20 protein-coding genes are annotated in these 21,036 nt (G+C 67.2%); 5 read left to right on the top strand and 15 right to left on the bottom strand.

All coding sequences use genetic code 11. The features are described from left to right. Positions 1–24: 24 nt before the first annotated feature. The 12 genes from nuoK to EF294_RS15475 form a co-directional block, all read right to left on the bottom strand. Positions 25–324, bottom strand: a complete 300-nt coding sequence (gene nuoK, locus EF294_RS15530; protein WP_006371695.1) for an NADH-quinone oxidoreductase subunit NuoK — start codon at positions 322–324, stop codon at positions 25–27. Beyond that, positions 321–1,118, bottom strand: coding sequence for an NADH-quinone oxidoreductase subunit J (locus tag EF294_RS15525; protein ID WP_425459442.1), 798 nt, complete (start codon positions 1,116–1,118; stop codon positions 321–323). The genes nuoK and EF294_RS15525 overlap by 4 nt, the downstream gene beginning before the upstream one ends. After that, a complete protein-coding gene (gene nuoI / locus EF294_RS15520; protein WP_123931670.1) occupies positions 1,115–1,738 on the bottom strand; it encodes an NADH-quinone oxidoreductase subunit NuoI in 624 nt (207 codons plus the stop codon). Before nuoI ends, EF294_RS15525 begins: the two co-directional genes overlap by 4 nt. After that, entirely contained in the window at positions 1,731–3,014 is a 1,284-nt protein-coding gene (nuoH, locus tag EF294_RS15515) for an NADH-quinone oxidoreductase subunit NuoH (RefSeq protein WP_123931668.1), read from the bottom strand. The genes nuoI and nuoH overlap by 8 nt, the downstream gene beginning before the upstream one ends. Then, positions 3,011–5,413, bottom strand: coding sequence for an NADH-quinone oxidoreductase subunit G (locus EF294_RS15510; protein WP_123931666.1), 2,403 nt, complete (start codon positions 5,411–5,413; stop codon positions 3,011–3,013). The genes nuoH and EF294_RS15510 overlap by 4 nt, the downstream gene beginning before the upstream one ends. Continuing rightward, a complete protein-coding gene (gene nuoF / locus EF294_RS15505) occupies positions 5,410–7,539 on the bottom strand; it encodes an NADH-quinone oxidoreductase subunit NuoF (protein ID WP_123931664.1) in 2,130 nt (709 codons plus the stop codon). The genes EF294_RS15510 and nuoF overlap by 4 nt, the downstream gene beginning before the upstream one ends. Further along, the gene (locus EF294_RS15500; protein WP_123931662.1) at positions 7,536–8,876 is read right to left on the bottom strand and encodes an NADH-quinone oxidoreductase subunit D; all 1,341 of its coding nucleotides are present in this window, start codon (positions 8,874–8,876) and stop codon (positions 7,536–7,538) included. Before EF294_RS15500 ends, nuoF begins: the two co-directional genes overlap by 4 nt. Beyond that, entirely contained in the window at positions 8,873–9,559 is a 687-nt protein-coding gene (locus EF294_RS15495; RefSeq protein WP_123931660.1) for an NADH-quinone oxidoreductase subunit C, read from the bottom strand. Before EF294_RS15495 ends, EF294_RS15500 begins: the two co-directional genes overlap by 4 nt. Beyond that, on the bottom strand, positions 9,556–10,110 hold the full coding sequence (locus EF294_RS15490) for a NuoB/complex I 20 kDa subunit family protein (RefSeq protein ID WP_123931658.1): 555 nt from the start codon (positions 10,108–10,110) through the stop codon (positions 9,556–9,558). The genes EF294_RS15495 and EF294_RS15490 overlap by 4 nt, the downstream gene beginning before the upstream one ends. Positions 10,111–10,210: 100 nt before the next feature. After that, entirely contained in the window at positions 10,211–10,603 is a 393-nt protein-coding gene (locus tag EF294_RS15485) for an NADH-quinone oxidoreductase subunit A (protein ID WP_123931656.1), read from the bottom strand. A 163-nt stretch (positions 10,604–10,766) separates the two neighbouring features. Further along, entirely contained in the window at positions 10,767–11,219 is a 453-nt protein-coding gene (locus tag EF294_RS15480; RefSeq protein WP_123931654.1) for a response regulator transcription factor, read from the bottom strand. 15 nt (positions 11,220–11,234) lie between these two features. Beyond that, the gene (locus EF294_RS15475) at positions 11,235–12,311 is read right to left on the bottom strand and encodes a D-alanine--D-alanine ligase family protein (protein ID WP_123931651.1); all 1,077 of its coding nucleotides are present in this window, start codon (positions 12,309–12,311) and stop codon (positions 11,235–11,237) included. Between the two features lie 22 nt (positions 12,312–12,333). On the opposite strand from EF294_RS15475, the gene EF294_RS15470 reads away from it, so the two are divergent. Next, the gene (locus EF294_RS15470) at positions 12,334–13,653 is read left to right on the top strand and encodes a UDP-N-acetylmuramoyl-tripeptide--D-alanyl-D-alanine ligase (protein WP_123931649.1); all 1,320 of its coding nucleotides are present in this window, start codon (positions 12,334–12,336) and stop codon (positions 13,651–13,653) included. Between the two features lie 18 nt (positions 13,654–13,671). On the opposite strand, the gene EF294_RS15465 is transcribed toward EF294_RS15470, so the two are convergent. Next, entirely contained in the window at positions 13,672–14,454 is a 783-nt protein-coding gene (locus EF294_RS15465) for a MerR family transcriptional regulator (RefSeq protein WP_123931647.1), read from the bottom strand. 68 nt (positions 14,455–14,522) lie between these two features. After that, positions 14,523–14,939: a hypothetical protein gene (locus EF294_RS15460; RefSeq protein WP_123931743.1), complete on the bottom strand. Its 417-nt coding sequence runs from the start codon at positions 14,937–14,939 to the stop codon at positions 14,523–14,525. Between the two features lie 144 nt (positions 14,940–15,083). Between EF294_RS15460 and tgt the strand changes: the two genes are divergently transcribed. The 3 genes from tgt (at position 15,084) to EF294_RS15445 (ending at position 18,983) form a co-directional block, all read left to right on the top strand. Continuing rightward, the gene (gene tgt, locus EF294_RS15455) at positions 15,084–16,331 is read left to right on the top strand and encodes a tRNA guanosine(34) transglycosylase Tgt (protein WP_185091107.1); all 1,248 of its coding nucleotides are present in this window, start codon (positions 15,084–15,086) and stop codon (positions 16,329–16,331) included. 256 nt (positions 16,332–16,587) lie between these two features. Further along, positions 16,588–17,985 carry a hemolysin family protein gene (locus tag EF294_RS15450; RefSeq protein WP_123931643.1) on the top strand — a complete coding sequence of 466 codons (1,398 nt, stop codon included), beginning with the start codon at positions 16,588–16,590 and terminating at the stop codon, positions 17,983–17,985. Continuing rightward, positions 17,982–18,983: a hemolysin family protein gene (locus EF294_RS15445; protein ID WP_123931641.1), complete on the top strand. Its 1,002-nt coding sequence runs from the start codon at positions 17,982–17,984 to the stop codon at positions 18,981–18,983. Before EF294_RS15450 ends, EF294_RS15445 begins: the two co-directional genes overlap by 4 nt. Before the next feature lie 31 nt (positions 18,984–19,014). Here the strand turns inward: EF294_RS15445 and gluQRS are convergent, their stop codons facing one another. Continuing rightward, entirely contained in the window at positions 19,015–19,947 is a 933-nt protein-coding gene (gluQRS, locus tag EF294_RS15440; protein ID WP_123931639.1) for a tRNA glutamyl-Q(34) synthetase GluQRS, read from the bottom strand. 35 nt (positions 19,948–19,982) lie between these two features. Between gluQRS and EF294_RS15435 the strand changes: the two genes are divergently transcribed. Next, complete coding sequence (locus EF294_RS15435; protein ID WP_123931637.1) at positions 19,983–21,035, top strand: ATP-dependent DNA ligase; 1,053 nt, start codon at positions 19,983–19,985, stop codon at positions 21,033–21,035. The last annotated feature ends 1 nt before the right edge of the window (position 21,036 follow it).

The raw sequence follows: 21,036 nt of genomic DNA, 5'->3' as shown, positions 1-21,036 counted from the left end.
GCCCTCCTCATCTCCCGGCCGTCCCTATCTCCGCAGCAGAGCGGCGTCATCGACCGAGGCGCTGCGCCGGGATCGGAAGATCATCATGATGATCGCGAGTCCGACGACCACCTCGGCGGCAGCGACCACCATCGTGAAGAACGCGATCACCTGCCCGTCGACACTGCTCTGCATACGCGCGAAGGTCACGAACGACAGGTTCGCGGCGTTGAGCATCAGCTCGACACACATGAACACGACGATCGCGTTGCGCCGCAACAACACCCCGGCCGCACCGATCGCGAACAGCAGGGCCGAGAGATACAGGTAGTTCTCGGGGTTCACTTCGCAGTCCCCCGATCCGGCTGTCGGGCGCGCAATCGTGCGTTGACCGACAACTCCGACGGGGTGCCGTCGGGGAGCAGGGCGGGGATGTCGACGGCATTGTGCCGGGCGAAGACTCCCGGACTCGGCAGCGGTGTGACGACGATGCCCTTGCGGAACCGCTCGATCGAGATCTCCCGCTGGGTCCGCTTCGGCCCGAGGCGTTCTCGGTGCGCCAGCACCATCGCGCCCAGTGTCGCCGTGATCAGCAGGGCGCCGGTGAGTTCGAACGCCCACAGGTAGCGCACGAAGATCAGTTCGGCGATGGCATCGACGGCTCCGTTACTCCCCGGCGGCCGGGCAGCCACCGCGCCCGGCGGTGCGGTGATCGCGACGGTCGCCGCACCGATACCGCCACACAGCAACGCGCCGAATCCGATTCCCAACACCACCGCGGCAGACCGTTGTCCGCGCAGCGTTTCGACCAGGGAATCCGACGAGTCCACGCCAATCAGCATGAGCACGAACAAGAACAACATCATCACCGCGCCGGTGTAGACGACCACCTGCACGACGCCGAGGAACAGGGCGCCCTGCGCGACGTAGAAGACGGCCAGCACGATCATCGTGGTGGTCAGGAACATCGCCGAATACACGGCCTTGGTGGCGAAGACCACCCCCAACGCGCCGGCGACGGCCACGACGCCGAGAATCCAGAACTGCACCGCCTCGCCGGCGGAGGTGCGGGCGGCGTCGGCGAGCACCGCGTCGGCCAGTGCCACGCCCGAGTGCGCCGGGATCGTCGGGGCACTCACGGCACGACCCCGGCGCTGGTGGTTCCGATGCTGGTGGTCACGGCGTCGGTGGTCTCGGCACCGGCGGTCCGGCCGGTCACGGTGCCGTCGGGGCTGACACGTCCCAGGTAGTAGTCGGCCTCTCGTGGTGCCGTCCCCGCTGCGGCCGCAGCGCTGACATCGTGCGGTGTCGGCTCTGTGCCCGCCGGTAGCGGCGCGAGCAACTGCTGCTTCTCGTAGATGAGGTCGGCGCGGTTGTCGTCGGCGAGTTCGTAGTCGTTGGTCATCGTCAATGCCCGGGTGGGGCAGGCTTCGATGCACAGTCCGCAGCCGATGCACCGGAGGTAATTGATCTGGTAGACGCGGCCGTACCGTTCGCCCGGCGAGTAGCGCTGCTCGTCGGTGTTGTCGGCGCCCTCGACGAAGATCGCATCGGCCGGGCAGGCCCATGCGCAGAGTTCGCAGCCCACGCACTTCTCGAGACCGTCGGGGTGCCGATTGAGTTGGTGCCGACCGTGATACCGAGGCGCGGTCGGCTTCTTCTCCTCGGGGTACTGCTCGGTCACCGTCGGCGCGAACATCGACGAGAACGTCACACCCATGCCGCTCAAGGGCTTGGGGGGCTTGAGAAAGTCAGGCATCGGTGGTCTCCTTCGCGGGGAGTTGGCCGGGTAGGGGCGGTACCGGGAAGCCGCCGGCCATCGGGTCGAACGGGATCTCGCCTCGGGGCGCGGGGGTGTCCGGTACCGGGATGTGTGGCGCTGGGCGCACGACGCGCCGCACGAGCCAGAGCAACAGGAGGGTCACCACCAGCCCGACGGCCGCCGACACCAATGCCCGTGGCACCGTGTCGCTGGCCGAACCGAATGCCGCGCGGATCAGCGCGACGATCATCACCCAGGTCAACGACACCGGGATGAGGACCTTCCAGCCGAGGTTCATGAACTGGTCGTAGCGCAGACGCGGCAGGCTGGTGCGCAACCAGATGAAGACGAACATGAACACCCAGACCTTGAGGGTGAACCACAGAATCGGCCACCAGCCGGAATTGGCTCCATCCCACAGACTCAGCGGCCACGGCGCCTGCCAGCCGCCGAGGAACAGCGTGGTGGCCAGTGCCGACACGGTCACCATGTTGATGTATTCGGCGAGCATGAACATCGCGAACTTCAGTGAGGAGTACTCGGTGTGGAAGCCGCCGACGAGTTCGCCCTCGGCCTCGGGGAGATCGAAGGGCGCGCGGTTGGTTTCGCCGACCATCGACACCGCGTAGATGACGAAGGACGGGAGCAACACCAGGCCATACCAGTAGTTGTGTTGTCCGGCAACGATCTCCGAGGTCGACATGGTGCCCGAGTCGAGGAACACCGCGGCGAAGGTCAGGCCCATCGCGATCTCGTAGGAGATGACCTGTGCGGTCGAGCGCAGTCCGCCGAGCAGGGGATAGGTGGACCCGGAGGACCAGCCGGCCAATACGATTCCGTAGACCCCGATCGACGCCACCGCCAGGATGAACAGGACCCCGACGGGCAGGTCGGTCAGCTGCAGCGGGGTGTGGTGACCGAACACCGAGACCATCGGGCCGAATGGGATCACCGCGAACGCCATGATGGCCGGGACCACCGCGATGACGGGTGCGACCAGGTAGAGGACCTTGTCGACGCCGAACGGTGTGATGCCCTCTTTCAGTGCGAGTTTCACACCGTCGGCCATGCTCTGCAACATCCCGTGCGGACCGACCCGGTTGGGTCCGAGTCGGGCTTGCATGCGGGCCATGATCTTTCGTTCGGCGAGGATCGCGACGAGCGGATTGGCCACCAGAAAGGCGAAGACCGCCACCGCCTTGATGAGCACGAGCCACCACGGGTCGTGCCCGAAGTCGGCGAGGTCGGGATAGTCGGTGGCTGCCAGGTTCACGACTGCCCTTCCGCCGGACGGATGGCAACAACGTCGCCGGACTCTGCGTGGAGCTGCGAACGGACATGTGAGGAAACCGAATTGGCGGGCACCCACACCACGCCGTCGACCATGTCGGTGATCAGCAGCGGAAGGGTCAGTGTGCCCGAGTCGGTACCCAGTTCGACGTCGTGTCCGTCGGTGAGTCCGACGGTGTTCGCCGTGGCCGCCGAGCATCGCGCGACCGATGCGTGCGCGGTGCCGGCGAGATACGGCTCCCCGTCGAGGAGTCGGGCGTCGTCGAGCAGCAGATGCCAGGTCGACAGCACCGCCTCGCCGGGGCCGGGTGTGCGGGCCGCCGACTCCGGGGGTGCCGGTATGTCTGGTCGAGGGCCCGTCCACGGGCCGAGACGGCCCAATTGTGCTCGAATATCGGTGATCTCGCGGCAGTTCAGTGAGACACCCGCCGCTTGCGCCAGCGCGTCGAGGACCCGATGATCCGATAGCCGCCCGGTGTCGGCGAGGGCCGCGGGGAACGGGCGTGCCCGGCCCTCCCAGTCGAGGAACATTCCCGCCTTCTCCGTGGCCGCCGCGACCGGCAGCACCACGTCGGCGCGTTCGGTCACTGCTGATGTCCGGATCTCCAGGCTCACCAGGAATCCCACCGCGTCGAGAGCGGCGATCGCCGCGGCGGGGTCGGGGAGATCGGCCGGATCGACGCCACCGACGAGCAGCGCGTCGAGGCGCCCGGCGGTTGCAGCGGAGAGGATCTCGCCACTGTCGCGCCCGGGGAGGGACGGGAGATCGCGCGCCTGCCAGAGCCCGGCGACCTGGAGTCGTGCGGTGGCATCGGTGACCGGCCGGCCGCCGGGCAGCAGGGTCGGCAACGCGCCGACCTCCACCGCTCCGCGATCGCCGGCCCGACGAGGAATCCACACCAGCCGTGCGCCGGTCCGTTCGGCGAGCCGTGCTGCCGCCGACAGGGCGCCCGGTGCGGTCGCGAGACGTTCGCCGACGATGATGACCGATCCCGAGTCCCCCAGTAGAGTCGCGGTGGAGTCGTCATCGAGTACCGTGGCCTCGTCACCGGGAGCGGCGGGAAGCACAGTGCCGTTGAGCTTCTCGACGCCCGGACTGCGCCAGGGCGCGATGGTGTGGATTCGGGTGCCGGTGGCGCGCACCGCGCGACGCAGCCGCAGGAAGACGATCGGGGACTCCTCTTCCGGCTCGAATCCGGCGAGTAGCACGGTCGGCGCCGTGACCAGTGCGTCGTAGGTGAGGTCGTCGGCACGGGCGGCGACGAGGCGGGTGAGAAAGGCGGTCTCCTCGGCGCTGTGCGGCCGGGAGCGGAAGTCGATGTCGTTGGTGCCGAGGACGGTTCGCGCGAACCGGACGTAGGCGTAGGCGTCCTCGGCGGTGATCCGGCCACCGGTGAGGACCCCGGCACGACCCCGGGCGCCCTGCAATCCGTCGGCGGCAGCGCGCAACGCCTGCGCCCACGACACCTCCCGCAGCTGTCCATGCCGGTCCCGGACCAGCGGTGTGGTGAGTCGATCGGCGGCGGCGGTGTAGGCGAACGCCCAGCGTCCCTTGTCGCAGTTCCACTCCTCGTTGACCGCGGGGTCGTCGGCCGCCAGGCGCCGCAACACCTTTCCGCGCCGATGGTCGGTGCGCTGGGCGCAGCCGCTCGCACAGTGTTCGCAGGTGCTCGGCGTGGACACCAGGTCGAACGGCCGCGCGCGGAACCGGTAGGCGGTGCCGGTCAACGCGCCGACGGGACAGATCTGCACGGCGTTGCCGGAGAAGTACGAGTCGAACGGGACTCCGTCGGCGGTGCTGACCTGTTGCAGCGCACCGCGATCGGCGAGCTCGATGAGTGGGTCGCCGGCGATCTGGTCGGCGAAGCGGGTGCAGCGGGCGCACAGCACGCACCGCTCCCGGTCGAGCAGCACCGCCGAGGACAGCGGAACCGGTTTGGCGTAGGTGCGTTTGGGTCCGGTGAACCGCGAGCGTGGCCGCCCCGCGGTCATCGCCTGGTTCTGCAGCGGGCATTCACCGCCCTTGTCGCAGATCGGGCAGTCCAGCGGATGGTTGATGAGCAGCAGTTCCATCACCCCGCGCTGGGCCTTCTCGGCGATCTCCGAGCCGAGTTGGGTGCGGACCTCCATGCCCTCGGTGATCGTCGTGGTGCACGATGCGAGCGGTTTGCGTTGCCCCTCGACCTCGACGAGACACTGCCGGCACGCACCGACCGGGGCGAGCAGCGGGTGATCGCAGAACCGGGGGATCTGGATGCCGGCACGTTCGGCGGCTCGGATCACCAAGGTGCCGGGCGGTACTCGCACTTCGGTGCCGTCGATGGTCGCGGTGACGAGTTCGGCGGGTTCGGCGGACGAGGGCCGGTCGGACAGTGCGGTCATCGGCTCGCTCCCGGGACGTACGGCGTGCGGTGGTCGGTGAAGACGGTCGACGCGGCGGGATCGAACGAGCAGCGTCCGCGCGCGTCCGGACCCGACCCGGGGCGGGTGTGGGCGAGGAATTCGTCCCGGAAGTACGTGAGCGCCGACACGATTGGGCTTCCGGCGCCGTCGCCGAGTGCGCAGAACGACTTCCCGACGATGCTGGTGGTGACGTCGGAGAGGACCTCGAGTGCCGCGGACATCTCGTCGGCGTCGAGGTCGCCGGACTCGATGGCACGCAACTGCTGCACCAGCCAGTAGGTGCCCTCCCGGCACGGTGTGCACTTGCCGCATGACTCGTGTGCGTAGAACTCGGTCCAGCGCAGCACCGCCCGCACCACGCAGGTGGTCTCGTCGAAGATCTGTAAGGCCTTGGTACCCAGCATTGATCCGGCCTCGGCGACGCCCTCGTAGTCCAGTGGGACATCGAGATGATGGGCGGTGAGCATTGGTGTCGACGATCCGCCCGGCGTCCAGAACTTGAGGTGGTGCCCCTCGCGGACGCCACCGGCTCGATCGAGCAACTGCCGCAGGGTGATACCGAGGGGAGCCTCGTACTGTCCGGGATGGTTGACGTGTCCCGACAGCGAGTACAGCGTGAATCCCGGCGACTTCTCGGTGCCCATGGCGCGGAACCAGTCGATGCCGTTGCGCAGGATCGCCGGGACGCTGGCGATCGATTCGACGTTGTTGACCACGGTCGGGCTCGCGTACAGGCCGGCGACCGCGGGGAACGGCGGGCGCAGGCGGGGCTGGCCGCGACGGCCCTCGAGCGAGTCGAGCAGGGCCGTTTCCTCACCGCAGATGTAGGCGCCCGCGCCGGCGTGTACCACGAGGTCGACGTCGATTCCCGATCCGAGGATGTTGTGACCCAAATAGCCTGCGGCGTAGGCCTCGTCGACGGCCTGACGCAGGCGACGCAGCACCCCGACGACCTCACCGCGCAGGTAGATGAAGGCGTGGCGCGCCCGGATCGCGTAGGCCGCGATGATCGCTCCCTCCACGAGTGCGTGCGGAGATGCGAGCATCAGTGGCATGTCCTTGCAGGTGCCCGGCTCGGACTCGTCGGCGTTGACCACCAGATAGTGCGGTGGCGCATCCGGATTCGGGGCGTCCCCCTTGCTCTGCGGGATGAACGACCACTTCAGTCCCACCGGGAAACCTGCCCCGCCGCGCCCGCGCAACCCCGCCGACTTGACCGCCTCGATGACGGCGTCGGGAGCCATGTCCAGCGCGGCGCGCAGGCCCCGGTACCCGTTGTGGCGGCGATAGTTATCCAGGGTCCACGACCCCGGCTCGGCCCAGTGCCGCGACAGGACCGGCGGCGCTGCGGGCTCGTCCTCGACCGGATACTCGGTGGGCCTGCGATCACCGGACCCGGCATCACCAGCGGTGGGCGACGCGACCTCTCCGGCTCCTGCCAATACTGCTGCGGTGTCCCGGAACCCGGCCACCGCCCGATCGCCACGACTGGGCGTGACCTCGATCCCGGCCCGCAGGTCCTCGACGAGTTCGACGACCGACTCCGGGGTCTGCTGGTCGAAGTATTCCCAGTTGACCATCACCACCGGGGCGAGATCGCAGGCCGCGTTGCATTCGAGATGCTCTACGGTGATCCGGCGATCGTCGGTGGTCTCTCCGGGTGCGACACCGAGGTGTTCACATACCGTGCGCAGGATCTCGTCACCGCCGAGAACCCCACAGAGGGTGTTGGTGCACACACCGACCAGGTACTCACCGGTGGGCGTGCGGCGGAACATCGAGTAGAAGGTGGCGACCGCGGCGACCTGGGCGTCGGTGAGGTCGAGGATCTCGGCGCACAGTCCGATGCCGGCCCGGGTGAGGTGTCCGTCCTGCGACTGCATCAGGTGAAGCAGGGGCAGAAGCGCCGATCGGGACTGCGGGTAACGCGCGACGATCGGGGCAGCCGCCTGTCGCAGATGATCGGCAACGCCGTCGGGATAGGTTGCCGGGCCTCCGAACTCGATTGGTCCGTGCGGGCGTGCGACGCACGCGGCGCGTACGGCAGGTGTGAGTTCGGGAGACGGTCCGTCGATTCCCAGTTCGAGGTACACCGGTTCGCTCATCGGTCCACGCCCCCCATCACTGGATCGATGCTGGCCACCGCGGTAATCACGTCGGCGACCATGCCTCCCTCGCACATCGCCGCCACAGCCTGCAGGTTGGTGAACGACGGATCACGGAAATGTACTCGGTAGGGCCGGGTTCCGCCGTCGGAGACCATGTGGACCCCGAGCTCACCGCGCGGCGATTCGATCGCGACATAGCACTGGCCCGGCGGCACCCGCATACCCTCGGTGACGAGTTTGAAATGGTGGATCAACGACTCCATGGATTCGCCCATGATCTCGGCGATGTGGGCCGGGGAGTTGCCGAGTCCGTCGGGTCCGAGCGCGAGATCAGCGGGCCAGGCGATGTTGGCATCGGTCACCATCACAGGTCCGGGGCGCAGGCGTGCCAGGCACTGTTCGACGATCCGCACCGATTCACTCATCTCACGTACGCGAATCACGTAACGCCCGTAGGAGTCGCAGGTGGTCTCGGTGATCACGTCGAACTCGTAGTCCTCGTAACCGCAGTAGGGTTCGGTCCTACGCACGTCATGCGGGAGGCCCGTGGATCGCAGGACGGGCCCGGTGATGCCCAGCGCCATGCACCCGGTGAGGTCGAGGAAACCGACGTCGCAGGTGCGCGCCTTCCAGATGTAGTTGTCGGTCAACAGATCCGAGAGTGTGGCCAGCTGCCCGGGCAGGGCGGCGACGATCGCGGCGATCTGCTCCACTGCCCCGTCGGGGAGGTCGGTGGCCACTCCACCGGGCCGGATGAAGGCGTGGTTCATCCGCAGGCCGGTGATGAGCTCGAAGATGTCGAGGATCTGTTCGCGGATGCCGAAACCGGAGAACATCGCGGTCACCGCACCGAGCTCCATACCGCCGGTGGCCAGGGCAACCAGGTGGGAGGTGATTCGGTTGAGCTCCATGAGCATCACCCGGATGACCGAGGCGCGCTCCGGGATCACCTCGGTGATGCCCAGGAGCTTCTCCACCGCCAGGCAGTAGGCCGTCTCGTTGAAGAACGGCGAGAGATAATCCATGCGACTGACGAAGGTGACGCCCTGTATCCAGTTGCGGTACTCCAGGTTTTTCTCGATCCCGGTGTGCAAGTACCCGATTCCGCACCGTGCCTCGGTGACCGTCTCGCCCTCGATCTCCAGGATCAATCGCAGCACGCCGTGCGTGGACGGGTGCTGCGGACCCATGTTCACCACGATCCGTTCCTCACCGGAATTGGCGGCGGCGCGCGCCGACACCTCGGAGACGATCTCGTCCCAATCCTGGCCGGAGACGGTGTAGGTGTGTTCGGGGCGTGCGTCGTGACGTGGCCGCGGGTCGAGATCGGTCATGAGTACGACCTCCGGCGATCAGGTGGTGCAACCTGGGTTCCCTTGTACTCCACCGGAATCCCGCCCAGCGGATAGTCTTTGCGCTGGGGATGACCCACCCAGTCGTCGGGCATCGAGATCCGGGTGAGCGCGCGGTGGCCGTCGAAGACGATGCCGAAGAAGTCGAAGGTTTCGCGTTCATGCCAGTCGTTGGTCGGGTAGATCTCGCACAGGCTCGGGATGTGTGGATCGGCGTCGGGGACCGCCACCTCCAGCCGCAGTCGCCGATTATGGGTGATCGACGCCAGCGGATACACCGCATGGAGTTCGCGGCCGACATCGTTGGGATAGTGAACCCCGTTGACGCCCAAGCATAATTCGAATCGCAGTGTCACGTGGTTGCGCAGCGTCAGCGCGACGATGCCCAGGTGGCGGGCGACGACGTAGCACGTCATCTCCCCGGCATGGATCTCGACCTTCTCGATGGCCTCGTCGAAGCTCGGCCCCCCGGCCGCGTCGAGTGCGGCGGACAGTGTATCGGCGATGTGGTCGAAGTATCCGCCGTAGGGCCGGGTCGCCGCGGGCAGGGTGACCGTCTGGACCAGCCCGCCGTATCCGGACGTGTCGCCGCTGCCGTGCACCCCGAACAGGCCGTGGCGCACCGCGATCACCTCGTCGGGTGCGGTCGTTCGGTCATCGGTCATCGCAGCAGGCCTTTCAGCTCGATCGTCGGAGTGGCTTGTAGGGCCGCCTGTTCGGCGGCCCAGATGGCCTCGTCGCGATTGACGCCCAGCGGCATCTCGCCGATCTTGCGGTGCAGGGCGAGGATGGCGTTGAGCAACATCTCCGGACGTGGCGGACAGCCGGGGAGATATATGTCGACGGGCACCACGTGGTCGACGCCCTGCACGATGGCGTAGTTATTGAACATGCCGCCCGAGCTGGCGCACACACCCATCGCCAGAACCCATTTGGGTTCGGCCATCTGGTCGTAGATCTGGCGCAGCACCGGGGCCATCTTCTGGCTGACCCGCCCGGCGACGATCATCAGGTCGGCCTGGCGTGGTGAGGCGCGAAACGCCTCCATCCCGAACCGCGCCAGATCGTAGCGACCGGAGGTGCTCGCCATCATCTCGATCGCGCAGCACGCGAGGCCGAAGGTCGCGGGCCACAGCGAGCCCTTGCGCATGAATCCCGCCAGGTCCTCCACAGTGCTCAGCAGGAATCCACTGGGCAGTCTCTCTTCGAGGCCCATTGCCTACCTCCTCGCCGCGCAGGACGGGTCATGGGCACATGTGTGCCGAACTCGCTATCGGTGCGCTCCCTGGTGCTCGACTTGTGGCCGTTGAGTCACGTCAGTCCCACCCCAACCCGCCGCGGCGCCATTCGTAGGCGTAGGCGACGGACACGTTCACGATGAACAGGGCCATCGCCGCCAGACCGAACCAGCCGAGAGTGTCGAAGGCTACCGCCCACGGGTAGAGGAAGACGATCTCGATGTCGAAGATGATGAACAGCATCGCGGTCAGGTAGTACTTGACCGGAATTCTCTGCACCACAGTCTTTCTCGCGTCAGAGAGAGTGGACGTCCGCGCTCCGCCGCCAATGGGCTCGATACCGCACTCATAGGCATCGAGTTTGGCGCGGTTGTACCGGTGCGGCCCCACCACCGAGGCGATGACGACCGAGAACACCGCGAAGCCGAGCGCGATCGCGCCGAGAACGAGGATCGGAACATAGGGGTTCATCGCCGATCGACTCCCTCCGTACGCTCGCCCAGCGCGTGTGAGCCGCCAAGAGTTGACGGTCTGATGTGAGCTACAACACAACCTTACAAGCGCGCGACGTCGTGTCGAGAGTTTTGGGAGAGTTTTCGATACGGCCGTCCCGAGTGAGGGTCGAAATGCCCGTTCAGGACTGTTGCTGCGACAGCCTTCCGCGCACCATGTCGCCCAGGGCTGCCGGCAATTCGATCGGATCGACGGGACGCGTCGCGACGGCGTCGGCCCGCGACCAGTCGGCCAGCCAGCGATCGGCGGCGCGACCGATCAGCACCATCGTCGGCGGCCGCGGGTCGTATTCGTCGCTCATCTGCTTGGCGATGCCCAGCCCACCCTCCGGCGAGGCCTCGCCGTCGAGGATGGCGACGTCGACGTTGCCGGCATCGAGTTGGGTGAAGACCATCGGCCCGGTCGCCACTTCCAGGAAGCTCAACTCCGGCAGATCGGGCACGGGTCGGGTGCCCAGCGCGCCGATGACCTGGCGACGGGTGTCGGCGTCATCGGAGTACACCAACACCCGCAACACCGAAGGTTGCTGGGGCAAAACATCATCGGTGCTGGCCACGTCGTCGGTGCCGTTCACGGGATTGATGCTACGTCAGTGTTCGGTAGAGAACCCGGTACGTTGACGATGTGATTCGAGTGCGAGCGTGACCAGGCGATCGATGAGATCGCGGTAGGGCAGCCCGGTGGCATCCCAGAGCTTTGGATACATCGAGCCCGGGGTGAAACCGGGAATGGTGTTGACCTCGTTGAGGAGCCAGCCCCGGCCGAGCTCCTCGTAGAAGAAATCCACGCGCGCCATGCCGGCGCAACGCATCGCCGTGAACACCTTCGCCGCGAGCTCTCGGACGTCGGCGGTGGCCCCCTCCGACAGCGGCGCCGGGATCACCAGTTTAGCTGCACCGGTGAGGTATTTGTCCTCGTAGTCATAGAACTCGCTGCCCGGCATGATCTCCCCGGGCACCGATGTCTCCGGCACCGCATTGCCGAGCACGGCCACCTCGACCTCACGTCCGTCGACCATTTCCTCGATGACGACGACGTCGTCGTAGCGCAGCGCGAGAGTGATCGCGGCGTCGAGTTCGGCGGCGTCGTGGGCCTTGGTGATCCCCACCGACGAGCCCATATTGGCGGGCTTGACAAACAGTGGAAGCCCCAACTCCTCGATCGCCCGCAGGGCGATGGTGTGTGGATCGTCGAGGCCATCGCGGAACTCCAGCCACCGGCACTGCGGGATTCCGGCTTGCGCGGCAACCACCTTGGCCATTGCCTTGTCCATGCATACCGCGGAGCCGAGCACCCCGGCGCCGACATAAGGCAGCCCGAACAGCTCCAACATGCCCTGGATCGTGCCGTCCTCACCGTGCGGTCCGTGCAGCAGCGGTAACACCACCCCGATGGCGTCGTCGGACTGCCGACGCAACTCGGCGAGCGGTTCGACGGCGGTACCGGCGATCTCGAGTTCACCGGGGAGTTCGGTGCCCTCGGCGAGCGCGGCGATCACCTCGTCGTTGCGCACCCAGGTGCCGTCCTTGGCGATGCCGATCGGGCTCACCTCGTACTTCGCGGGGTCGGCGGCGGCGATCACGTGCGCGGCGGTGACCCGGGAAACGTCGTGCTCTGCGGACACACCGCCGTAGAGCACGATCAGACGCAGCAGGGGAGTGGCCATGGGGTCACGATAGCGTGAGGGCGTGCACATCCAGGCAAGTGAGATCGCCGACGTCGTCGGCGGAGAGCTGACCAACGGCGAGGACGTGACGGTCGACGGTGCGACCATCGATTCGCGTGCCGCCTCCGTCGGGCAACTGTTCGTCCCGATCGTCGCCGCCCGCGACGGACACGATTTCATCGGTTCGGCCGTCGACGCGGGCGCCACGGCATACCTCACCTCGCAACCCCCCCGCGCCGACGTCGCTGCCGCGGCGATCACCTGCGCCGACACCGCAACCGCGCTCGCCGACATCGGCCGGCTGGTGCGTCGCCGGCTGCCCGAACGGGTCCTCGGGGTGACGGGTTCGGTCGGTAAGACCTCCACCAAGGACCTGCTCGCCGGTGTGCTTGCGACGACCTTCGTCACCGCAGCCAGCGAGAAATCCTTCAACAACGAACTGGGCCTGCCGCTGACGCTGGCGAACGCCCCCGACGGCACCGAAGCGGTGGTCGTCGAGATGGGGGCGCGCGGCGTCGGGCACATCGCCGAGTTGTGCTCCATCGCCCGCCCGACCGTCGGGATCGTGACCCGGGTCGAGGGCGTCCACCTGGAATTGTTCGGTGACATCGATGCGGTCGGCCGGGCCAAGGGTGAACTCGTCGAGTCGTTGCCCACCGACGGCATCGCCGTCCTCAACGCCGACCATGACCGAGTGATCGCGATGGCCGAGCGCACCTCGGCGCAGGTGCTGAGCTACGGGCTGACCCCGTCGGCCGACGTCAGCGCCACCGACATCACCGTCGACGCGGCCCTGCGTGCGTCGTTCCGGCTGCATACGCCGTGGGGGTCGACGCAGGTGAGCCTGGGTGCGCGCGGCGAACATCAGGTGTCCAACGCGCTGGCTGCGGCCGCAGCCGCAGGCGGGCTGGGGGTGCCCGTCGAGGCCATGGCCGTCGGGCTGCTCGGCGCGGCGCTGTCGGGGTTGCGGATGGAACTGCACACCACCGACGCCGGCGTCACGATCCTCAACGACGCCTACAACGCCAACCCGACGTCGATGGCCGCGGCGCTGCGGTCGCTGGCCGCGCTTGAGGGTCGCCGTCGGATCGCGGTGCTCGGCACGATGGCCGAACTCGGGGCCGATGCAGCGGCCGCGCACGAGCAGATCGCGCGGCAGGCGCAGTCACTCGGGGTCGAGGTGATCGCCGTCGATGAACCGTCGTACGGAACGGTGGCCCGGCACGTCGGCGACGTCGAGGCTGCGGTCGCCGCCCTCGACGACCTCACCGAGGGTGATGTGGTGCTCGTCAAGGGCAGCCGGGTGGCCGCACTCGAGCGGGTCGCCGACGCACTGGGGTGAAACCGCCGCGAGAAGCAGCTATGTCGTCTGCTGTTTCGTGGCGTTGGCCCGGATGATCTCGCGCAGGTAGGTGGCGAGGCCAGGCGCGACGCCGTCGTAATGCTCGGTGAAACGCGGGTCGGCGACATACATGTCGGCCAGGCGCACCTGCATCTCGTAGCCGCAGTCGTAGAACTTCTCGATGGCGGCCCGATGCTGTTCGGCCAGGGCGTCGGCCTCCGCCGACCCAGGCGTCACGCCACGACCCATCGCGTCAGCGGCGCGTGCCTCGAAGGCGTCGGTCTCTTCCTTGATTCGACGCCAATCGTCCTGCGAGTATCCGGCTGTGCGCTGTTGGCTCTGCCGCCACGCATCAAGGTCACCCCAACGATCCTGTGCCTCGTCGGCGTACTCGTCGCCGAGCCAGTCGTCGCCGAAGATCTCGGCCTGCTCGGCAGCCGTCAGCGCGATACCGGTCTTCTTCGCAGTCATCATGTCCTCCACAGCCGCGACCATTCGGGTGAGGTGAGCGATACGGTCGTGCAGCAGATCGCGCTGGTTGGCGAGGAGTTCCAGCGCGTCGGCTGACGGATCGTCGAGCAGGGCCGCTATCTGTTCGAGAGGAAATCCCAGCTCCCGGTAGGTCAGGACCTGATGGAGCCGTTCGACGTCGGCGTCGTCGTAGACGCGGTAGCCGGCATGTGAGCGCGCCGACGGCGTCACCAGACCGATCTCGTCGTAATGGTGTAACGTCCGCACACTCACGCCGACGAGTCGCGCCGTGGCGCCGACCGTCAGCACGTCGGGATGTCCTTCGCTCACTCCCCACACCTTCGGGTCTGACGTCGCGTGAGGGTCAAGTCGTGCCGGTGAGATCGGGATGAGGTCGGTCAGGGCGTGAAGCCGAGGACCTTGTCACCCGATTGGCAGGCGGCGAGGATGCCGCGGACCTCCGACGGGCCACACGTCCAACCGGAGACCTTCTGCTGTTGGCCGGTCGCGATCTTCGGGCTGTACTTGGTGCCGACCTTCTTCGCGGTCTCGCAGTCGACGTCGCCGGCGAGCACGAGCACACGCAGCGCGCCGTCGGGACCGGCCACGATTCCGCAGGTCTTGCTCGTCGACGAGGTCGAGGCCGAATCGGCGCCCGAGGTCGACTGGGTGGTGCGCGACTGCGGGCTCGGGCCGGCGACGACCGGCACGCTGGTGCTCGGTGTGGTGACCGAGGGGGCGGAGGCGGAGTCCTGCGCACCGGACTGCTGTTCGTCACCGCATGCGGCCAGCGACACCGTGGCCAGTGCGGCCATACCGCCGACCGCCAACGACCGGGCCGACCAGCGGGTCAAAGTGGGATGCGACATGGTCTTCACCGTAGCGAATCCGCCCGGGAGAACGAACAGACGACCACCGTCGGTTTGAGCCGCACGCTCACGGCCTGCGAAGATGCTCCGGTGAGTTCGCGCGACACCTTCCGGATCGGCACCCGACTCCCCGGCACCTTGGGGCGCACCGGTGTCATCACGACGCCGCACGGGCAGATCGCCACGCCCGCGTTCGTGCCGGTCGGGACCAAGGCGACGGTCAAGACCGTGCTGCCGGAGTCAGTGGCCGCGCTCGGGGCACAAGCGGTGCTGGCCAACGCCTATCACCTGTATCTGCAGCCGGGGCCGGAGATCATCGACGCGGCCGGCGGGCTGGGTGCGTTCATGAACTGGCGGGGCCCCACCTATACCGACAGCGGCGGCTTCCAGGTGATGTCGCTGGGTGCCGGGTTCAAGAAGGTCATCTCGATGGACGTGACCGGTGAGCAGGACGACCATAAGATCGCCGAAGGGCGCGAACGACTTTCCCACGTCGACGACGACGGCGTCACCTTCAAGTCGCATCTCGACGGCTCGTTTCACCGCTTCACCCCCGAGGTGTCGATGCAGATCCAGCACCAGCTCGGGGCCGACATCATCTTCGCCTTCGACGAGCTCACCACCCTGATGAACACCCGTGGCTATCAGGAGAATTCGCTGGAGCGGACCCGGCTCTGGGCGATTCGTTGTCTCGCCGAACACAATCGGCTCTCGGTCGAGCGCAGCCACCGACCCCAGCAAGCACTGTGGGGCGTGTTACAGGGCGCGCAGTACGAGGATCTGCGGCGCAAGGCCGCGCGGGATTTGACCGAACTGTCCCGCATCGACCGCGAGAACGGCGGAAAAGGATTCGGCGGCTACGGGATCGGCGGTGCGTTGGAGAAAGACAAGCTCGGCACCATCGTTGGCTGGGTCAACACCGAGCTCCCGGAGAACGCACCCAAACATCTCCTCGGTATCAGCGAGCCCGACGACATCTTCACCGCCATCGAGAACGGCGCGGACACCTTCGACTGCGTCTCGCCGACGCGGGTCGCGCGCAACGGTGCGGTCTACACCCGCGATGGCCGGGTCAACATCACCAACGCGCGCTACCGCAAGGACTTCGGGCCGATCGACCCCGACATCACCAATTACACCTCGCAATACACCCGCGCCTACCTGCATCACCTGTTCAAGGCCAAGGAGGGCCTCGCGGCGACGCTGGCAACCCTGCACAACGTCTCCTTCGTCATCGACATGGTCGACGGGGCTCGCCTCGCCATAGAGAATGGTGACTACGAGGACTACCGCGACGAGTTCCTCGGTCGCTACTACGCCCGCCGCGTCGCGCGCTGACGGCGCCCGTCTCCCCGCCGACAGCGCTCTTCCTGCCGCCGACAGCGCCCGTCTCCCCGCCGACAGCGCCCCCGGGAACTCCGAGAGCGCCCGACCCCCTGGCTTTGCGTATCCTGTGAACCACCCCCGACCCGAGACCGAAAGCTCCGATGACCCGCGCGAAGCGCAAACGCAAGAAACCCCGACGATCCGGCCCCCATCCGGGGGCACCGTTTCCTGACCGAGCCGCGGTCATGTCCCTCGAGAGCGGGGCATCATGCTGCTGACATTGCTCGGAATCCTCATCGGCATCCTGGTGGTCTTCGCGATCACGGCGCTGACCGGCTACTTCGTCGCCCAGGAATTCGCCTACATGGCCGTCGACCGATCCCGCCTCAAGGCACGCGCCGAGGCGGGCGACACCGCCGCAACCCGTGCGCTCGCAGTGACCCGACGCACATCATTCATGCTGTCCGGCGCTCAGCTCGGCATCACCGTCACCGGTCTGCTCGTCGGGTACGTCGCCGAACCGCTCATCGGCAGCGGCTTCGGTGACCTGCTCGGCGACGTCGGGGTCCCGGTGTCGGTCGGCGTGGCCATCGGCACGATCCTCGCGGTGCTGTTCTCGACGGTGATCCAGATGGTCTTCGGTGAACTGTTCCCGAAGAACCTCGCCATCGCTCGTCCTGAACCTGTCGCGCGTCGACTCGCGCTGTCGACACGCACCTACCTCAAGATCTTCGGTCCACTCATCACGGTGTTCGACGCAGCATCCAACCTGCTGCTCAAGGCGCTGCGCATCGAACCGGTGCACGACGTCGAGCATTCGGCGACGCCCCGAGACCTCGAACACATCGTCGCGGAGTCCGCGCAGGCCGGGGAGATTCCCGCGGAACTCTCCCAGCTTCTCGATCGAGTTCTCGAATTCCCCACTCGCGCTGCCGATCACGCGATGATCCCGCGTCCGCGCGTGGGCACCGTGCCCGCCGACCTCGATCTCGCCGCGGTCCGTAGCAGGATGGCAAGCGGCCACACACGCTATCCCGTGATCGATGCGGGCACCGACGACGTCGTCGGGGTGGTCCACCTCGCCGACATCCTGGATTGGTCGGCGAGTCCGGCACCGACCGCGCGAACGGCCCGCGACCTCGCACGCCCCGCGGTGATCGTCCCGACGACGCTGCCGCTGCCGCAGGTACTCGACGACATCACCGCCGCCGGCGACGAGATGGCGGTCGTCATCGACGAATACGGCGGATTCGCCGGCATCGTCACCACCGAGGACATGGCCGAGGAACTCGTCGGTGAGATCGACGACGAGCACGATCCCGCCGACACCGGACCCATCGCGGTGCTCGCCGACGGCTGGGCGATCCGCGGTGAGGCACACCTCGACGAGGTGTCCCGCGCGCTGGAATACGAACTTCCCGAGGGGGATTACGAAACGCTGAGCGGTCTGATCATCGCCACAGCGGGGGAACTGCCCGCCGTCGGAGACAGCGTGGTGTTGCCGATCGAACACGATCCGGCCGGCCTCGTCGACGACGAACCGGCGCTCCCGCCGCGATTGATCGCCACGGTCGTCGAGATCGCCCACCGCGTACCCGCGATGGTGCACGTGGCGCGCGAGACCGTCCCGGCCGCCGACGAATCACCGAAGGAGAATCAGCGATGAGCAACCCCTGGGTCGTTCTCGCCGTGACGGTCGCGTTGATCGCGGCCAGCGCCTTCTTCGTCGCCGTGGAGTTCGCGCTGATCGCTGCGCGCAGGCACCGCCTCGAAGATGCTGCGGCGACCAGCTTTTCCGCGCGTGCCGCCCTGCGCAGCGCGTCGGAGCTGTCCGTACTGCTCGCCGGTTCCCAGTTGGGGATCACCGTGTGCACGTTGGCGCTCGGTGCGGTCACCAAACCGGCCGTCCATCACTGGCTGACGCCGGCATTCGAGAGCGTCGGCGCGCCACTGTGGTTGGCCGACATCGCTGGATTCGTCCTGGCGCTGATCATCGTGACGTTCCTGCACCTGGTGGTCGGTGAGATGGCGCCGAAGTCGTGGGCAATCGCCCACCCGGAACGGTCGGCGGTGTTGTTGGCCATCCCGATGCGGGTGTTCATGTGGTTCACCCGCCCGGTGATCGTCCAACTCAACAGGTTGGCCAACCGGGTGTTGCGGGTGGTCGGTGTGGAGGCCGTCGACCAGGTTGCTTCCGGCCAGGATCCGGAGACATTGCGCCAGCTCGTCGAGCATTCGGCGACCGTCGGTACGCTCGAGGCCCGCTATCACGAACACCTCTCGAGCGCACTGGATCTCGCGTCGTTGACAGTGGCGGATGTGGTGACTGTGGTCGATCCCGACGGGGTCGACCACGATGCGACGGCGGCCATCATCGAGGCACGGGCCCGCGACAGCGGGCATCGGCGTCTCGTGGTCCGCGACGGGTCGCGGGTCAGCGGTGTCGTTCACGTCAGAGACTGTCTCGAGGCCGCCCCCGACGCGAGCGCCGCCGACCTCATGCGGCCGGTGCTGGAAATGACGCCCGCACTTCCGGTTTACGACGCCCTGAGCCGAATGCGGCAGTACCGCAATCACATCGCGGTCGTCGTCGACAACGGTCGGGTCGTCGGGGTGCTGTCCATCGACGACGTCCTGACCCGACTACTCGCCACCGCGAGCTGAGCGCGCCCGCGACCGACTGCGCCAAGCGCAGTCAGCGCCACTCGAGATCCGACACGATCCACGGCGTGCGCGGCAGCACCGCGGGATCGAATCGCGCTGCCAGCGTGGCGATATCGACGTGCTCACCCGCTGTGGCGAGACCGAGTGATACGGCGATGCGATCGAGGACTGTGTCCGCATCCACGCCGGTGGCCGCGAGGTCGGCGAGAGTGACCGCGCCGTCGCGCTTGCTGAGCCGGACGCCGTCGAGGTTGAGCACCATCGGGACATGGGCGTAGGTCGGCGGCGAATATCCCAGCAGCGTCGCCAGATACGCCTGTCGCGGCGCCGACGACAACAGGTCCTCACCGCGGCAGACCTGATCGATTCCCTGCTCCGCGTCGTCGACGACCGCGGCCAGGTTGTAGGCCGGGGTGCCGTCACCGCGTTGGATGACGAAATCGTCGACCGCACCGGTGTAGCGGCCGTGGAGTACGTCGTCGACGGTATACGTGCTGCGGTCGGCGATGATCCGGATCGCCGGTGGCCGGCCGACCGCACGCTTGGCCTCGCGTTGCGCAGCGGTCAGGGTGCGGCAGGTTCCCGGGTACGCGCCCGGCGGTGTGTGCGGTGCGCTGGGTGCCTCGAGGATCTCGCGACGTGTGCAGAAGCACTCGAAGGTCCGCCCGGTCGCGGTCAGATCGTCGATGATCTGCCGGTAGCGCGGCAGACGATCGGTTTGGTAGAGCACCGGCTCCTCCCAGGCGAGGCCGAGTGCGTGCAGGTCGGCGATCTGTCTGGCGTCCGAACCGACGGCTGTGCGGTCCAGATTCTCCATGCGCAGCAAGAACCGTCGTCCTGTCGTGTGGGCGAACAGCCACGCCGATACGGCGGTACGCAGGTTGCCCACGTGGAGATCTCCGGAGGGCGACGGGGCGAATCGACCTGCCGGGCCGACCGCGGAAACGCCAGGGTGTTTGGTCATTGCCCTAGAGGCTACAAGTGGGTGACGATGGTGAGGTGGATCTCCCCGTCACTCCTCCGGTCGCGCCGATGCTCGCCAAGGCGGCGAGCGTGGTTCCGGCCCAACCCGCCGACAATCCGGAATGGTCCTACGAGCCGAAGTGGGACGGGTTCCGCGCGTTGATCTTTCGTGACGGCGACGAGGTCGTCATCGGCTCTCGCGGTGGCAAGGATCTCGCACGCTACTTTCCCGAAATAGTTGACGCCGCCCGCGAGGAATTGCCCCGGAAAGTGGTGCTCGATGGAGAGATCGGTGTGCCCTCGCTCATCGGCGACACCCATCGACTCGATTGGGACTCACTGGCCCAGCGCATCCATCCGGCGGCCTCGCGGGTCGCGATGCTCGCCGAGCACACACCGGCGATCTTCATCGGCTTCGACGCCCTGGCGCTCGGGAACGTCGGTGTCATCGACGAGCCTTTTCTCACCCGGCGGGAGGCGCTCGTGGAGGCCATCGGACCGGGCGGCCGCGATCGCCGATTCCATGTCAGTCGGGTGACCGCAGATCCGGCCGTCGCCGAGGACTGGTTCTCGGCGTTCGAGGGTGCCGGACTCGACGGCGTTGTCGCCAAACGCCTTGCCGGGCAGTACGTGGAGAACAAGCGCGAGATGATCAAGGTCAAGCACAAGCGGACTGCCGACTGCGTGGTGATCGGCTACCGGGTGCACAAGAGCGGTACCGGTCTGGGGTCGATGCTGCTCGGGCTGTTCTACGACGGCAAGCTGCGAATGGTCGGCGGTGCAGGTGCTTTCACCGACGCCACACGCGTCGAGTTGCAGCAGATGTTCGAGCCGATGCGTCTCGACCCGGACAAGCCTTCGGCCGGGGAGCCGACGCGGTGGCGTTCGGAGAAGTCGGGGGAGTGGATTCCGATCCGGCCCGAGCTCGTCGCCGAGGTTGCGTATGACCAGATGGAGAACGGCCGCTTCCGGCACACCGTCAAGTTCCTACGATGGCGTCCCGACCGCGAGCCCGACAGCTGTGGCTACGAGCAGCTCGACGTGCCGCTGTCCTACGACCTGCACGATGTGCTGGAAGGTCAGGACTGAC

It is taken from the genome of Gordonia oryzae, assembly GCF_003797185.1.
In the GTDB taxonomy this organism is placed as follows: Bacteria; Actinomycetota; Actinomycetes; order Mycobacteriales; family Mycobacteriaceae; genus Gordonia; species Gordonia oryzae.
The sequence above is the reverse complement of the archived record's forward strand: the minus strand, read 5'-3'. Positions and strand labels throughout refer to the sequence as shown.

Coding starts and splice junctions, on each gene's coding strand:
- EF294_RS15475 (WP_123931651.1), bottom strand. CDS start 12,311: ATGGCCACTCCCCTGCTGCGTCTGATCGTGCTCTACGGCGGTGTGTCC.
- EF294_RS15500 (WP_123931662.1), bottom strand. CDS start 8,876: ATGACCGATCTCGACCCGCGGCCACGTCACGACGCACGCCCCGAACAC.
- EF294_RS15485 (WP_123931656.1), bottom strand. CDS start 10,603: ATGAACCCCTATGTTCCGATCCTCGTTCTCGGCGCGATCGCGCTCGGC.
- EF294_RS15510 (WP_123931666.1), bottom strand. CDS start 5,413: ATGACCGCACTGTCCGACCGGCCCTCGTCCGCCGAACCCGCCGAACTC.
- nuoI (WP_123931670.1), bottom strand. CDS start 1,738: ATGCCTGACTTTCTCAAGCCCCCCAAGCCCTTGAGCGGCATGGGTGTG.
- EF294_RS15495 (WP_123931660.1), bottom strand. CDS start 9,559: ATGACCGATGACCGAACGACCGCACCCGACGAGGTGATCGCGGTGCGC.
- EF294_RS15490 (WP_123931658.1), bottom strand. CDS start 10,110: ATGGGCCTCGAAGAGAGACTGCCCAGTGGATTCCTGCTGAGCACTGTG.
- gluQRS (WP_123931639.1), bottom strand. CDS start 19,947: ATGACCAAACACCCTGGCGTTTCCGCGGTCGGCCCGGCAGGTCGATTC.
- EF294_RS15445 (WP_123931641.1), top strand. CDS start 17,982: ATGAGCAACCCCTGGGTCGTTCTCGCCGTGACGGTCGCGTTGATCGCG.
- EF294_RS15450 (WP_123931643.1), top strand. CDS start 16,588: ATGCTGCTGACATTGCTCGGAATCCTCATCGGCATCCTGGTGGTCTTC.
- EF294_RS15460 (WP_123931743.1), bottom strand. CDS start 14,939: ATGGCCGCACTGGCCACGGTGTCGCTGGCCGCATGCGGTGACGAACAG.
- nuoF (WP_123931664.1), bottom strand. CDS start 7,539: ATGAGCGAACCGGTGTACCTCGAACTGGGAATCGACGGACCGTCTCCC.